The organism is Paenibacillus sp. 4624 (genome assembly GCF_050435065.1).
In the GTDB taxonomy this organism is placed as follows: Bacteria; Bacillota; Bacilli; order Paenibacillales; family Paenibacillaceae; genus Paenibacillus; species Paenibacillus amylolyticus_D.
In genome coordinates, this window is sequence record NZ_JBNDJR010000007.1 from 132,315 (window position 1) to 148,110 (window position 15,796).

Annotated in this window: 11 protein-coding genes; 10 read left to right on the forward strand and 1 reads right to left on the reverse strand. The window is 45.5% G+C overall.

The annotated features are described in order from the left end of the window. Positions 1-102: 102 nt before the first annotated feature. From ABIE27_RS17165 to infC, 9 genes are all read left to right on the forward strand, one after another. On the forward strand, positions 103-1,089 hold the full coding sequence (locus ABIE27_RS17165; protein WP_192895158.1) for an ABC transporter substrate-binding protein: 987 nt from the start codon (positions 103-105) through the stop codon (positions 1,087-1,089). A gap of 392 nt (positions 1,090-1,481) precedes the next feature. Beyond that, on the forward strand, positions 1,482-2,861 hold the full coding sequence (locus ABIE27_RS17170; protein WP_429351055.1) for a helix-turn-helix domain-containing protein: 1,380 nt from the start codon (positions 1,482-1,484) through the stop codon (positions 2,859-2,861). 235 nt (positions 2,862-3,096) lie between these two features. Then, a complete protein-coding gene (locus ABIE27_RS17175) occupies positions 3,097-5,244 on the forward strand; it encodes a putative PEP-binding protein (RefSeq protein ID WP_123066669.1) in 2,148 nt (715 codons plus the stop codon). A gap of 102 nt (positions 5,245-5,346) precedes the next feature. Further along, positions 5,347-7,290, forward strand: coding sequence for an LTA synthase family protein (locus ABIE27_RS17180; RefSeq protein WP_123066668.1), 1,944 nt, complete (start codon positions 5,347-5,349; stop codon positions 7,288-7,290). A gap of 272 nt (positions 7,291-7,562) precedes the next feature. Beyond that, positions 7,563-8,570, forward strand: a complete 1,008-nt coding sequence (locus ABIE27_RS17185; RefSeq protein WP_123066667.1) for an LLM class flavin-dependent oxidoreductase — start codon at positions 7,563-7,565, stop codon at positions 8,568-8,570. A gap of 62 nt (positions 8,571-8,632) precedes the next feature. Further along, on the forward strand, positions 8,633-9,454 hold the full coding sequence (locus ABIE27_RS17190) for a metallophosphoesterase family protein (protein ID WP_240037182.1): 822 nt from the start codon (positions 8,633-8,635) through the stop codon (positions 9,452-9,454). Between the two features lie 117 nt (positions 9,455-9,571). Next, positions 9,572-9,895, forward strand: coding sequence for a (2Fe-2S) ferredoxin domain-containing protein (locus ABIE27_RS17195; RefSeq protein WP_123066665.1), 324 nt, complete (start codon positions 9,572-9,574; stop codon positions 9,893-9,895). Positions 9,896-10,099: 204 nt separating this feature from the next. Further along, positions 10,100-11,032, forward strand: coding sequence for a manganese-dependent inorganic pyrophosphatase (locus tag ABIE27_RS17200; RefSeq protein WP_429351056.1), 933 nt, complete (start codon positions 10,100-10,102; stop codon positions 11,030-11,032). A gap of 184 nt (positions 11,033-11,216) precedes the next feature. Next, on the forward strand, positions 11,217-11,708 hold the full coding sequence (gene infC, locus ABIE27_RS17205) for a translation initiation factor IF-3 (RefSeq protein ID WP_429351147.1): 492 nt from the start codon (positions 11,217-11,219) through the stop codon (positions 11,706-11,708). A 197-nt stretch (positions 11,709-11,905) separates the two neighbouring features. Here the strand turns inward: infC and ABIE27_RS17210 are convergent, their stop codons facing one another. Continuing rightward, positions 11,906-12,730, reverse strand: a complete 825-nt coding sequence (locus ABIE27_RS17210) for a protein-glutamine gamma-glutamyltransferase (RefSeq protein ID WP_429351057.1) — start codon at positions 12,728-12,730, stop codon at positions 11,906-11,908. Between the two features lie 273 nt (positions 12,731-13,003). Between ABIE27_RS17210 and ABIE27_RS17215 the strand changes: the two genes are divergently transcribed. Next, complete coding sequence (locus tag ABIE27_RS17215; protein ID WP_429351058.1) at positions 13,004-15,751, forward strand: PAS domain S-box protein; 2,748 nt, start codon at positions 13,004-13,006, stop codon at positions 15,749-15,751. Positions 15,752-15,796 lie beyond the last annotated feature (45 nt).

Consider the following 15,796-nt stretch of genomic DNA (forward strand, 5'->3'; position numbering starts at 1 on the left):
GTACAATTCACCTAAAGAATAATATGAGAATGATTATCATTATAGATTAGAGTGTTCTCATGATGACATTTACAGAAAAATACACTTAGGGGGAAACACATGATGGCAAGACGGAGCAAAGGGATACAAAAGTGGTTGATGTTGTTACTACTCACGGCAATGGTGATATCCGGTTGTAGCGCAAAGACGGAAACGTCAGCACAACAGGGAGATGCCAAAAAGAGTACCAGTGTGGAAACGGAAACTTCGAACGCTGAGACACGGGTTGTTCAGGATGAGTTTGGAGAAGTAACGATCCCTGTTCATCCACAGCGTATTGCGGGTATATATGTCGAGGACTATCTTAAGGCGTTGGATATTACACCCGTTGTACAGTGGTATCATCCCACATGGGGGGTACAGGATTATTTGAAGTTAGATGCGCCCAAATTTGATATGACAGGAAGCATCGAGGCACTTTTGCAATATAACCCTGATCTGATCATCGTCGATGGTGGGGTAGATGCGGCACAATACGAACAATATAGCAAAGTAGCACCAACTTATCGTCTGAAGGAGAGCGTTCTCCAGGATTCCAATCAAGTATTGACGACCATTGCTGATATTGTGGGACAGCCGGAAAAAGCTGCTGCATTTGAACAGCAATTCAAACAAAAAATTGCAGATGCGAAAGCAAAATTACAACAAACCATCGGAAATGAGACGGTTGCGGTTGTGAGATTAAACGTAGCGGACAAAGGACTGGCGTTATTCGGGGTCAAAAATCGGTATACCGGATTTATTTACTCTGCGCTTGGACTTAATCCTCATCCACTGGCACGAGATATGAAAGAATACCAAGAGATTCTGTCCGAAGAGGCAATTCCAAGTCTGGATGCCGACCACATTATCGTATTTCCTTCGAACGGAACCTGGGATTCCCCAGAAAATCAGGAGGCCATCCACATGTTGGACGGAAAACTGTGGCAGTCGCTTCCTGCGGTTAAAAATAAACATGTCTACATGATGGAGCGGTCCCACTGGCAGTCTGGAGCAGTTATTGCGAATTCGATGAAGATTGATGATTTGCTGGAAAAAATGACACCATAAGTTGTGACTTAAATAGAGAAAGTTCTTCAGCGTGGCTTGAAGAGCTTTCTTTTTTCGTTTACACTAATTTTAATTGATAATAATTCTCATATGAGGAAGATGGATGCACAATGTACGCTTCAATACAGCACATAATGACCAAGCCGTGGCTCTGCTCCTTACAAAGCATACAATACGTAGATTATACATTGGAAACAAGTTCAACTTATTCATATAAGCAAACGGATGTTCACTCTTTCATTGTTGTGGTACAAGGAAGGGGCATTTTAGCATGTTCTGGTCTCCAAACAAAGCTGGAACCGGGTTCTATATGTTTAGTGCGTGCAGGTGATTCTTTCTCTGTAACAGCTAATGTTGGAGAAGAAGAGGCGTTCACGTTTTATAAAATGGATATGAATTCGATGTTTGAAGGTAGTTCTTCCGACAAGTTAATGCCGATCCATCTGGAGAAGCAGACTGTTAACCGTGAATTAAGTTTGGTTACTGACAACATAATATCCGTCATTGAGTTTACATATACCCCTTGGAGTGCCTGTCTGGAGTGTTTAGAGCAGTTATATCGTCAGCAACAGGTTACAGATATGCATGATGTATGGGATGTGCAAATTCAGTTCCAGCAGTGGTTCCGAAATGTCATTCGTCAAAATGATCCAGAGCTTCAACTGAATTATGATCGAACCCATCTCCAGCAATCCGTTGGATACATTGAATCGCATTACAATCAGATGCTCACAGTGGACGGGCTTGCTTCTCGAGCCGGTCTTTCCAGAACAAGTTATACACGGCATTTCAAGAGATTAACAGGCCAGCTCCCCCTTGATTATGTGAACCGTGTTCGCTTGGAACGTTCGAAACAGCTGTTACAGATAACGGATGATCGTCTGCATGATATCGCAAGTCATGTGGGATTTAACAATGAGTATTATTTCAGCAGGAGGTTTAAACAATATGCAGGGATCTCGCCTGGTGTATATCGCCGCCATCACCGTCAGGAGGTGAGCGTGTTTGCTCCTTATCTGGAGGATTTCCTGTTGGCGCTTGGAGTAAAGCCAATATTGCAGGGTTCGCATCGGGCTTGGGGCAAACAACGTTATTTACAGCTGGATGATGTGCCCGAATTTGACGTCAGTCAGCGGGATGCCGAGTTTCAGGCGGAGCATATACCCGAGTTTATTATGCTGGACATGGGATATAAAACGTGGAATTTGGATCGATTTGAGCAGGTGGCACCCGTTTATTATGTAAATCATGACGGTGAAGATTGGCGTGCCATTTTGAAATCGGCAGCAGACGTGCTTGGCAAAACCAATCGCGTACAGGAAGTTATTGATATGTATGAAGACAAAGCGACTGAAGCCAAAAGACATCTTCAAGGACGTATACGCAAAGAATCGGTTGCTTTTCTCCGTGTTTCAGCTTTGGAAATTACACTTTACGGTGATCAATGTGGTTATGTAGGCCCGGTCATCTATAGAGATCTTGGTCTTAACCCGGATGAACATGTGCAACAGTGGACACAGTGTGAGCGCAGAGTCAGCATTACGTTAGAGCAATTATGTCAGCTTGGTGCGGATCATCTACTGATTACTTTTGATACTCGTGACTCTTTAAGCTCCGGAGAAGAAAGACAATTGCTGGACAGAACGGAGTGGAAGCAGCTCCCTGCCGTGAAGAGCGGTAATGTTTATGAGGTAGACTTTTTGACGTGGATGAACTACGGTGTGATCTCACATGGGAAGAAAATCGACGATATTTTGAGGTTTATAGGGTAGTAGTCGTTATGCAAAATGTACGCAATAAAGGCTCCTTCAGCTCATGCTGGGGGAGTTTTTGCTTTGAAACGGGATCGATTTTAATACAAAAAAAGAATAACGTTTACAAAATGTTGAACCTGTAGTCTTTGAAGATGCTCCCGCATCATAACATTAGAGTGAAGGCAGCGCTGCTTAAGGTTTAAGGACGCTGCTAAATCGATCACAGCCATGGACGGCAGATGGGAGAGCTGCAATGACTAAACGGGTAATGTTGTTGGAAGAAAGTGGGGCAGACTTAACAGGGATGACGCGCAGCATGGGGGCTGGTCTCGCACAACTAATACAAGCTGGATGGTCTGATCCAGCGGGAATGGTCGTCACGACGGATGGCTGCCGCGCATGTTCTACCCGTCTTGGTCAACTTTCCGATGAAATGATGGAAGAGCTGGGTAGTGCCATCCGTCATATGGAGCAACAAACAGGCACATCTTTTGGTGGTCCAAACCATCCACTCCTGCTTGATGTGCGATCAGATGAAGCTTATTCTTCTTCGGCATTAGAAAAATACGCTATATCTTATGTGGGTCTGAATGATGAAACCGTCGAAGGTCTCGCTCACCAGACAGGCAATCGTTTTTATGCGCTTCAATGTTATCTGGCCGTACTTCAGCAGTACGGGCACATGGTTCATGGCATTCCTTATAAGATGACATTAGCGAAGCCTTCAGATTCAGAGCCTTATTTTTCTGGAGAAGCGGAGCTTGAATCATTGATAGAAGAGAGGAAGGGTTTGATTCAGGCGATCAGCGGAGGCCCTTTTCCACAGGATGTATTTTCTCAACTTCAAGCATCCGTTCAAGCGGTGTTTTGTACTGCTGACAAGATGAATCAAAGAGATAATCGCCTTGAAGATCAGGCAAAGGAAGAAGCAACAAACGGAGCAGTAAACGGGTCAGCTGTGCTTATACAGGCCATGGTACAAGGCAATTACGCTGATTACAAAGGTACAGGGAAAGTCTACACTCGTAATCCTGCAACCGGTGAAAGAGGCATGATAGGGGATTATCTTCCATCAAGGAGCAAGTCTGGTATGGTGCATGCACTCTCCTATTTAAAAAGAAATAACTCCAAGCGCTATACAGAGCTTGAGATGATCTGTACGGAGTTAGAGAGACGCGTAGGGGCAGTGCTGGAACTTTCCTATGTGGTGAAGTCGGACTCGATCTGTATACAACATGTGCAACCTGCGAGATTAAGTTCATTGGCTATGATCAGAAACGCAGTCCATTTCGTACATGAGGGGCTGGTTTCAAAAGAGGAAGCTCTCCTCCGAATAAGATCAGAAGATGTAACAACGTGTGTGCAACAGGAGCTGCCCGAACTGAAAATTTTGCTGGAATGGGCTGATGACATCAAAGAGTTATCTATTCTCGCCAAGGTGGAACATGTATCAGAGGCTAGGCATGCGCAAGCATGGGAAGCAGAGGGAATCGGGTTATGTGTAACCGAGACCATGCTGTTGTCTCCGTCAAGAAAGCCTTATATGCAGAAGATGGTGTTGGCGGATACGGAAGCAGAACGCAGGCGCGGTTTGGAACGATTGCTGCCAATGCAGCAGTCTGATATGGAGTGTCTTTTTGAAGTGATGGACGGACGACCGGTGAACATTCAACTATTTAATTTTCCGCTACAAGAGTTGTTCCCGGATGTAAATGTGCTGGAGCAGCAAAGTAATGATTGGGAACTGGTTTTATCCCAGATTCATGAAATGCAGCTGGAGGCTATTTTCCGGGCAGCGGTTAAAAGTATCCGTAAAGGGCTATGGGTTCGTCCGGAAATCATGATTCCGCATGTGGAGCATGTACATGAAATTCAAAAAATGAGGGCATTGGTGGATCATGTGGCGAATCAGGTACTTGGTGAAGAGCGTCGTCATTGTGTATATAAATTAGGGGCAGCAGTCACCTCACCCAAAGTTGCATGGACAGCAGCACAAATCGCTCGTTATGCGGACTTTATCTCGTTTGATGCAGATATTCTGACACAATCTATCTATGGCAACACGCGTGAGGAAATAGCGGGGCGAGAGCAGGTTGTCGGAGAGACTGTTCAGATCGAATGTAATTCTTCTCATACTTTTGATATAGAAAGGGTAGGCCGTTTAGTGGAGATGGCGGCAACGCAAGGGAGAATTCGCAAACCACATCTGAAAACATCCATAACCGGTGAACATATCCAAGATACGGCGTCCATTGCGTTTCTCCATAATATCAAGTCAGTGGCTGTATGTTGCAGACCCGAGCAGATTCCATGGGTTCGAGTTGCAGCAGCACAGGCAGTCATTCAAGCATCGCGCAACAATCAAAGCATGCAGAATGAGGATATATCCACGATCGCCTAAGTCCGCTATAACCTCAATGGAACAGAAACACGAAAACTGTTATACTGAAATATGCGTTTTGTAAAATGAACGTAAAATTTCAGATAAGGGTTGAAAACGACCATGTTTACATCGACAAATCAAAGCAGGCAGTCAACATCACGGGTCTTATTTGCCGTCTTGTTTATTTTAATGTTGCTGAAATTATCGCTTCTGCGTTTTTTCTTTTTTAATGGGTTATCGGGCGTGGGAATGTTAACCGATGCACTCGCTGCGCTCACCATTGTATGCTTGCTGGATCTCATTGTGCCGCTGAGCTGGAAACGAACGGTATATGGGGCGTTTAACGTTCTGTTTTCCCTGATTTTGTTTGCAGCTACGCTATATAATGCACACTTCAGTTCAGTTCCCACGTACACCGCATTGAGTGAACTGGGGCAGGTTGCCCAGGTCAGAGGAAGTATCGGGCCGCTGGTTCGGCCGTTACACTTTATGTTTTTTGCCGATATTATTCTGGCTATACCGGTCTGGTTGATCAGACGCAGACGCAGCAAGGGAGCGTATCGCAGCAGTTATCAGGAGAGCAACCTGACATTTGGAAAAAGTCGCAGACGCTACTGGGGCAAACTGGGCGTTGCACTTACAGCGGCGTTCTGTATCGTTTTGTCGGGCAGCTTTATCGTCAAGGGGGAAACGATTGATAACGAACTGGTACGGGCTGAAAATCTCGGTTTCCTGAACTACCAGGTGTCCTCAGCAATTCTGACGAGCAAGGAAAATGAGGCGATTGCCAATGGCAATATTAACGAAACGATTGCCAAAATTAATGCTTTGGTGAGCCAATATCCATACCAGAACAAAACGGATAACGGTGCAGCGGTGAAGGCCAAATATTTTGGTCAAGCAAAAGGCAGTAACTTGATTGTGCTTCAATTGGAATCCTTTCAAAATTTTCCGATTAACGCTTCGCTAAACGGGCAAGAATTAACGCCAGTCCTAAATAATCTTGCGAAAGAAAGCTATTATTTCTCTCATTTCTTCCAACAGATCGGCCAAGGAAATACGTCGGATGCGGAGTTTATGTCGAATACGTCCATTTATCCTACAGGAGTCGTACCGATGTCAGCCGGGTATAGTGACCGTGAACTTCCAAGCCTGCCCAAACTGCTGGCGAAAGAAGGGTATGAGTCCGAGACATTCCACGTCAATGACGTGACCTTTTGGAACCGCAACAAGATGTATCCTGCCCTGGGTTTTACAAGATACTTCGATAAACCGAGCTTTACGAATGACAAATTTAACGATTTTGGGCCATCGGACGAAGAATTGTATCGGGTGGGTGTGGAAAAAATGACTGCGCATCAGGCTGCAAAACAGCCGTTCTATGCTCAGTTCATCACAGCGTCAAGCCATTCGCCGTTTACTGTGCCAGTTGATCGTGCACGAATTGAAATTCCGGCGACGATTACAAACAAACTGTTGCATGATTACTTGCAAGCAATCAATTATACCGACTACGCGGTGGGTCAATTGATTAACGAATTGAAGGCCAACGGTTTGTGGGATAATACAACGCTTGTGCTCTATGGAGATCACTTTGGATTACCAGAGGAACCGGAAATTACACAGCAGATTCAGGAAAACCTGAATATCCCGTACGATGGAAAAGTAAGCCGATTCAACATTCCGCTGATGATTCATACGCCGAAACAAACGAAAGGGCAAGTGATTGAACAACCGGGTGGTCAACTGGATATTCTGCCTACGGTCATGAATCTGATGGGCGTATCACTTGCGCAGGAGAAGTTCACAGCGTTTGGGCATGACTTGCTCAATATGGATCACAATGCATTCGGTATTCGTTATTACCTGCCGACAGGTTCATTTGTGAATAATGACATCATGTTCATTCCTGGTGCGGGCTTTGACGATGGAACGGCATATTCGCTCAAAACGTATGAACCGGTAACGAATCTGGAACCGTACCGTTCCGATTACGAACATGTGCTCAGCTTGATGAAGTTGTCTGATGAATACGTGAAGCTGTTGCCCAAACGAGCACCTTAATTCTAGTGGGTTGAGTAATGGAGTGTCATGTAAGTAAGCTAGACAAGTAAAGGTAGATTATTAAGGTAGGTCGAGATAACGTCCTGTAACGCAGCCAGCATAAAAACTGGCTGCGTTTTTTATTTTCTTCTCCAGAACGTCAGGGGAGGAAAAAAGAGTTGAAGGTAATGTAAAGTTTGAAACTGTAATTTTTAATGTTACAATGGAAGAGTAAGCTAAAGGGAAAAAGCACCTTTATTTCATCACTTCACAGACGAGAGGAATGAATATATATGAAACTGAGTGTATTGGAGCATGGACACATTAGTGAGGGTCGCCATGTGCATGATGCCTTGCAGGAGGCTGTAACATTAGCGAAACATGCCGAGCAATTGGGATATTCCCGGTTTTGGATGTCTGAGCATCATGGCGGAGGAGCACTGTCCTTTTCAAGCCCGGAGATCATGATTGGCCATGTGGCTGCCCATACGGAGCGCATTCGAGTAGGATCAGGAGGCGTTATGCTGCCGCATTACAGCGCGTATAAAGTGGCGGAAAACTTCCGTTTGCTTGAAGCTTTACACCCTGGACGTATCGATCTCGGCATTGGGCGTGCGCCAGGAGGAATGCCTATTGCCAGCAGAGCATTGAACGAGGGCAAATCATCCAATGTACAGTTTTTCCCGCAGCAAATTGCCGATCTTGGTGGTTACTTCCACGAGCAGTTGCCTGAAGATCATCGTTTTGCTTCACTTGTAGCGGGGCCTTCCGTTCCAACGGTACCCGAAGTTTGGCTCTTGGGGTCCAGCTCGGAAGGAGCAAGGATCGCCGCGGCGCAAGGGACTGCGTATGCATTTGCACAGTTTTTCGGAACACCAGGCGGTGAGGAAGCGATGAAACATTATCGTCGCCACTTTAAACCTTCTATCCTAAACGACAAACCTCACTCCATGATTGCGGTCTCCGCTTTCTGTGCGGATACGGAAGAAGAAGCCGCTGAGCTGGCTCGCAGCAATGAGTTATTTTTCCTGCGACTTGGACGCGGACTGGAACAGAAGTCTTTTCCTTCTCTGGAAACGGTGAATAACTACCCATATACAGCGATGGAGCTGGAACAGATTCGTCAGCGCCGCTCCTTCTCCATCATCGGCACGCCAGATCAGGTGAAGGACAAAATTATTGCGATGGTTGAACGTCATGAAGCCGATGAAGTGATTATTGCGTCTGCCATCCATTCGTTCGAGGCACGTCTGCGTTCCTTCCGTCTGATTGCAGAAGCTTTCGGTCTGAATCAGAACTAAAGCAGGATTATACCTACAGGATCGGGAATATAAGTCTGGATAGGACTGGAACCTTGCTAAACTTGGCTGCAGTTGTGTTGCAGCAGACAGGGTTCCGGTCTGTATTTTGGACTCACCCTGAAAGAGAGGAGATTCACTTGCGCAGATGTGTCATCAGTGACATTCACGGTTGTTACGATGAGTTTAATGCACTGTTAAAACAGGTTCATTACGACCCGTCGCAGGATGAGTTGATTTTGCTGGGGGATTACGTAGACCGAGGCCCTAAAAGTAAACAGGTCATTGAGCAGATTATAAATCTAAGACAAGAGCACCAAATCGTTGTTCTCAAGGGAAATCATGATGCCATGATGGTGAAGGCTTTGACTCATGACGTAGAGGAGTACGATTTACATTGGATTCGCAATGGCGGATTACAGACGCTGGCGAGTTATCTGGACATTGCGTATGATGGTGATCAGATGGACTGGCGTGCGTATGCTCAGGACAAACAATGGATGCGCTCTCATTACATGCATCATCTGCGTTTCCTGGACGAGCTGCCACTGTCGTATGAAGTGCCAGGATATATTTTCGTACACGCTGGGATTAACCCGGATGTTCCCGACTGGAGGAACCAGTCCGAACGGGATTTTATCTGGATTCGCGAACCTTTTTACAGCAGACCTACAGCACTTCAGGACATTGTCGTGTTTGGACATACCCCTGTGCAATATTTGCAGGATGAGCCCGGAATCTGGATGGACCCGCGGGGAGACAAGATCGGTATAGACGGTGGATGTGCTTATGGCGCTCAGTTGAATTTGCTGGAGATTAACGAAGCAGGTAGTTTGGAGACATTCTTTGTGAAAAAAGGATTGAAGACGTTCGGCCCGGAGCTTTAGTTTACCGTTATCGTTGCACAAACCTGGATAGATGTGCTAATTTATAGAGTTGTAACGTTATACTATGCAATCATAAAAAGATACATATCCTATTGATGTGAGAGGAATGAAGCGAGTTTGGCTATCTATAATCTGGATCAACTGCAGCACCATATTTTACTCTGTAATGGCGGAACATGTATGCGTAATGATGGAGAAGAAGTCACTCAGGCGGTGCGGGACGAAATTGCGAAACAACAGGCTGGAGGATTCATTCATACAACACGTACCAAATGTAATGGCCGTTGTGATGATGGATGTGTAACGATTGTGTATCCGCAAGGAGACTGGTACGGTAAAATGACCCCGGAATCAGGCCGGGAGCTCGTGCAAGCTCTGTGTAAAGGTGACAAGCTGGACGGACATCTGATTACAAATGTAGCGAATACACCTGCAAATTAGAACAGGCATGGATGCCGGCTGAGAACGAGCGCGTCGTTCTTGCTTCCCTGCGTTTGCCACTAGCGAAACAGGCCTTTGGCATAAGCTCTGATTAATTCGCTGTAAAGGGATTGGAATTAAGACGTATAAGCGCTATAATCAGTAAGGTATGATTCAAACAAGGATAAGTTTAACTTAAACTCGAATTGACGGAGGGCTATGAATATGGAAAAAGTACTAATTTTCGGCCACAAAAACCCGGATACAGACACGATCTGTTCAGCCATCGCTTATGCAGACCTGAAAAGCAAATTGGGACAGGAAGTGGAAGCGGTACGCCTGGGTGAAGTGAATGGCGAAACACAGTTTGCACTGGATCGATTCAAAGTTGAAGCACCGCGTCTGATCAAAACGGCGGCGAATGAAGTAAACAAAGTCATTCTGGTGGATCACAACGAGCGTCAGCAAAGTGTAAGCGATATTGAAGACGTAACCGTTGTTGAAGTAATTGACCATCACCGTATTGCTAATTTTGAGACAAGCCAGCCTTTGTATTTCCGTGCGGAGCCTGTAGGCTGTACCGCAACGATTTTGAACAAAATGTACAAAGAGAACGGCATTGAAATCAGCGCGCCGATCGCAGGTCTGATGCTGTCCGCGATTATCTCGGATTCCTTGTTGTTCAAATCTCCAACTTGCACAGAGCAAGACGTAGCTGCAGCACGTGAACTGGCTGCTATTGCTGGTGTGGATGCCGATAGCTATGGTCTGGACATGTTGAAAGCTGGTGCAGACTTGAGTCAGAAAACAATCGCTGAGCTGATCTCTCTGGATGCAAAAGAGTTTGCTATGGGTACAGCGAAAGTTGAAATCGCCCAAGTAAATGCAGTTGACGTTAATGATGTACTGGTAAAACAGCCTGAGCTTGAAGCGGCGATTGAAGCGATTATCTCTAGCAAAGGACTTGACCTGTTCTTGTTTGTCGTGACGGATATCTTGAACAATGACTCGGTTGGGCTGGCTTATGGTGCATCCACTCAAGCGGTTGAAAAAGCGTACAACGTAACGCTGACAGACAACAAAGCATTGCTTAAAGGCGTTGTATCCCGCAAATCGCAGATCGTACCTGTTCTGACTGAAGCATTTAACTCGTTGTAATACGGGGCACGATATGACATTGCGAGAACTCATTGCAATGCCAGATCGTTAATCTTAACGCAACGTAGGTAACGTTTTTAACGTTTATAAAGTTTTACAAAATGTAGTTTATTATTTAAGCCTGCTCTGATCTTCAGTGATCAGGACAGGCTTTTCATGTCAAGGAGGAAGATGCATGGCTCAGATCATTAAAAATGAAAAGATCAAAGCGAACGAAGTGCAACTTACCGGTCTGAATGGAGAAGACCTGGGCATCATGTCAACGCGGGAAGCACTGGCACTGGCCAAACAGCATAAGGTAGACTTGGTGTGTTTGTCGCTTATGACCAGCCCGCCTCCGTGCAAACTGATTGGTGCGGGCGCTGCCCGTGAAGAAGCACAGCAGGCGAAGAAAAAGGCAGACAAATCTCCGGATAAACGCAAAGTAAAGGAAATTCGGCTGCATCTGCAAATGGAGGATCATGACCGGGATGTGAAGCAGTCACAAGCAGAGCGTATTCTGAAAAAAGGTGACTCCGTGAAATTGGTCATTCAAGTGCATGGAGCCAAAGAGGGAGAGGCAGGCAAAGCTTGGGCAGAAGAACTGTGCAAAGCGTTGAAAGAGCACGGCACTAAAACGACAGGAGTTCAGGTTAGCGGCAAGCAAGTTGTGGTTCAGCTTGATCCACCGAACTGATAATTTTTTTGTTAAAGTCACACTAAGCTACGTTGGCTTGCTCAAAACGGTTGGTGATTCAGGCGTTGATTCCATATATAACATATTGCAAGAAGCCCAATTTCAAGTCAGCGCCATCGCTGCTTTTGATTGGGCTTCTTGCAATGTATAGGTTATTCTATTTCTAGTGACCCGTGACTGATTGCATCATGAGACATTCAAGTACGCAAATAGCGGCTGCCGCCCACTCGAACATACATTTGTCCAGGTAACACGGGTGTGGTTACGTCCGGGTTGCTGCCGGCAGCATTTTTGGCATAGCGGGATAAATAAAGAAAGTCTGGATATATGACCATATCCATTAAATAGGCCGAGGTCATGCTGCCGGGAAAACGAAAATGATTCAAGGTTCGGATAATTTCCTGACCGCTTGCAATGCCAATACCGTGTCCGTAGTACAAATTTTCCCTCAGCATAATGGTGTTTTCGCCTTGCCATTCAGGGGTTTCGGGTGACACATCTGGATTTTTGAAATAAAGCACATCTCCAGGCAGAGCCAATTCCTTGCCATTCTTTTCTGTCAAACGCAGATCACTGTCGTAATGCCAATCAAAAAGCAGCAGGTTACGGAATAACGAATTAAAGGCATCCTCACGTATGCTTCCAAGTACGCCTCCATAGAGTACGATAACGGTAGCGGTTGCACACTCGAAAGCATATAAGCGCCCGTTTCTCCATATATCTCGGATGCCGTCTGCGGGTGTTACATCCGGCCTTAGCTCGAAACCGCCCTGTGCATTTCGATTCCAAAAGGCAGGGTTACACCTGGAGTCTTCGAATGAGGCAAAGCTTACACCGCTTCGGTTCAATCCTTCGGCTGCGTCAACAAGGGATTCCCTTAAGTCCCATTCAAAGTGAAGATGATCCATGGACTGGTACACATATCGAATGGGACGGTTTTGGAGCTGCTGTAACCAGTACCATTCAAATGCAGACCATTCGGAGGGCGACAGTTGAATCGGTTGATTCGCAACAATAATCATGGGCAGTAACCTCCGTTCTTTCATGACATCGGCTATGCTGAAAAGCTGTAGATTCTAACAAGTCGATTGTTGTCATATTTTTTTGCTTTTGTTTCGTTTAACTATCGTGGTATTTGGGGTACTACTCTATAAGATATAGTTATGTTCAGGTCGATCCGTTCATACGGATAACATTCACATTCTCAGTAAAGTTACATGTTGTCTTTTCATTGAAGGCACGTGTTACACTCTAACTATAGCAACATTTACATTCTCAGTAAGGGAGGATATGTAGTGTCGAACTCCATCACACAGAGCCGGTCTCTGTTCGAACAATTATACACACACGCGCCAATCGGCATTGCTGTCGCTTCTCATGTTAATGGACTATGGGTGCAGTTGAATCCAGCTTTTTGCGAGATGCTTGGATCAACGGAGGAGGAACTGTTGCATACTTCCGTTGTACATATGATTTATGAAGAGGACCTCAGGTACGAAGAGTTTCGCCGTAATTTCTGGGAAATGACCAACGGTGAACAGCCGATGTACGAAACAGAGGTGCGCCTGAAACGAAAAGATGGTACGTTGCTATGGGCAACAATCAGAGCTTGCATTGTCCGGGACGAGGTAAGCGGAGAGCCTTTATATTTATTAGTACAAGCTGCAGATATTTCGAAGCAAAAAGAGGCGGAAGCAACACTCCTTGAACAGCGTCAGCAACTGGAAGAAAGTAGTCGCATTTCGCGCATCCTGGCTGAATCGTCCATGGATTTGATTGCGATTCACGAAGCGGATGCCGAACGCACGTTCAAATATGTATCACATGCCAGCAGAAAAATGCTCGGTTATGAGCCTGAAGAAATGCTCGGACGTTCAGGAATGTTCTGTATTCATCCGGAGGATATCCCGACGGTGCAGGCTTATATCCGCGGTCAGATGATCGGGCTCACTCCGGAGCGGATTAGTTATCGTCTAGTTCACAAAGATGGTACCATTGTATGGGCGGACACGCTGACCCATTATGTTTGTGATGAGTCGGGAAATCTGCTAGAGATGGTTGCGGTCACACGTGATATTACAGAAAGCAAACAGCAACAGTTAAGTTTACAGGAGTACAAGTCTTTGTTCGACTGCAACCCTCTAGGAGTAGCTTCGTTAGATTTGGACGGAAACTTGCTGAAAGCGAATATAGGGCAGGAACAATTAACAGGACATAGTAAGGATGAACTGTTAAGTCGATCTTTTGACCATCTCATTGATCCGGTAGATCTGGAGAAGACACGCTATCATTTTGAAGAATCGGTAAAGGGTGTAGCGCAGCGTTATGAGATTGGTCTGATTCATAAGGATGGACAACGAATTGAGACAAGTGTGATCAATGTTCCTATTTTACTAGAAAACAGAGTGGTTGGTGTCTATGGCATTACGAGTGATGTTACAGCAGCCAAACGTTACGTCGAAGAGATTGAAAATTTAAGTTATGAAAGGGCACTGATCTTAAATGGGATGTCCGAAGGTGTGATTGGGCTCGATCTCGATGGAAACGTGAATTTTGCCAATCCTGCAGCGGCGGAGATGATGAATATCTGCCCGAGTGAGATGAACGGTAAACCTTTGGAAAAAATGATGATACAGATGCAGAGCGAAGGCATTCCATATCCGACGAACGGCACACCTATTTTGCAGGCTGTGCGTGAAGGAAGGGCCTTGTCTCGAACAGAATCGGTTTTTTGGCGTCAGGATGGATCGAGTTTTCTTGCGGAGTTCCAACTGAAGCCGATCATGGATCAAGGGAAAACACGCGGTGCTGTGCTGGTCTTCCGTGATATGACTTCGGTAAAAGAAATCATTCGTGCCAAGGAAATAGCAGAGCATGCCGACCGTGCGAAATCTGAGTTTCTCGCTATTATGAGCCACGAGCTTCGCACACCACTAAACGGGATTATAGGAATGGCACATCTCTTGATGGAAACGGAGCTGAATGAGGAGCAACAGGGATTTGCCGAGATCATGATAGATAGCGGGGAGTCACTACTCTATATTTTGAATGAAATACTGGATTTCAGTAAAATCGAAGCAGGCAAAATGGATCTGGAACAGGGGCCAGTAGATATTCGGGACATACTAGGCAGTGTAATGGAGCTGTTCTCCATTAAAGCCTCAGAAAAAAATATTGAACTTTATAGTGAAATATCGGATCATATTCCCGAACGTGTATGCGGAGATGAGACGAGAATTCGCCAAATTCTGATTAATTTGGTAGGTAATGCTGTTAAGTTTACCGAAAAAGGAAGCGTCACGATCATCGCGGAGATGGATTCTTCGCAAGAGTATGGTTCAGAACAGCTGATGCTTTCGTTTAAAGTCAAAGATACAGGCATTGGCATTGCATTTGATAAACAGCATCAATTATTTCAATCCTTCTCCCAGTTGGACCCATCGATTAATCGGAAATTTGGAGGAACAGGTTTGGGACTTGCCATTAGCAAGAAATTAGTTGAGCTGATGGGCGGAGCTATCGGAGTTCAAAGTGAGATTGGGCAGGGAGCGGAATTCCGGTTTACCATTGTGCTGGACAAGTGGAGAGAAGAAATGATGTCCGAAGAAGGCAAGGTTGCTGTCACGGTAGAACTGCCGGAACGTAACCGTCTTGCACAAGGCATTCGGATATTGATCGCTGAGGATCAGGCTGTGAATAGCCATCTTCTGGAGGAGATGCTTCGCAAATTTGGCGGTGTGTGCGATGTCGTGGGAAATGGAGAACAAGCTATAAATTTGCTTGCAACTACCCCTTACGATCTGATTTTCATGGATATTCAAATGCCTGTGATGGATGGGATTGAAGCGACTTGTGAGATTAGGAAAATGCATCCGGAAATCCCTGTGATCGCTGCGATAACAGCCTTTGCAGGGGAACGAGATCGGGAAGCGTGTTTGCAATGTGGAATGCAAGACTTCATAAGCAAACCTTTCCACTCTGCAGAAATTATCCGGGTACTGAACACATGGGTACCTTATATTCATTCCCAGCGGGCGAATTAAACAGTAGTATTTGGTAGTGACAGTCGTATGGGAAACGTAAAGGTA

What these genes read in the sequence shown, in the direction of transcription:
- ABIE27_RS17165 (WP_192895158.1), top strand. Translation starts at nt 103, where the DNA reads ATGGCAAGACGGAGCAAAGGGATACAAAAGTGGTTGATGTTGTTACTA.
- ABIE27_RS17170 (WP_429351055.1), top strand. Translation starts at nt 1,482, where the DNA reads ATGAATTCGATGTTTGAAGGTAGTTCTTCCGACAAGTTAATGCCGATC.
- ABIE27_RS17175 (WP_123066669.1), top strand. Translation starts at nt 3,097, where the DNA reads ATGACTAAACGGGTAATGTTGTTGGAAGAAAGTGGGGCAGACTTAACA.
- ABIE27_RS17180 (WP_123066668.1), top strand. Translation starts at nt 5,347, where the DNA reads ATGTTTACATCGACAAATCAAAGCAGGCAGTCAACATCACGGGTCTTA.
- ABIE27_RS17185 (WP_123066667.1), top strand. Translation starts at nt 7,563, where the DNA reads ATGAAACTGAGTGTATTGGAGCATGGACACATTAGTGAGGGTCGCCAT.
- ABIE27_RS17200 (WP_429351056.1), top strand. Translation starts at nt 10,100, where the DNA reads ATGGAAAAAGTACTAATTTTCGGCCACAAAAACCCGGATACAGACACG.
- ABIE27_RS17210 (WP_429351057.1), bottom strand. Translation starts at nt 12,730, where the DNA reads ATGATTATTGTTGCGAATCAACCGATTCAACTGTCGCCCTCCGAATGG.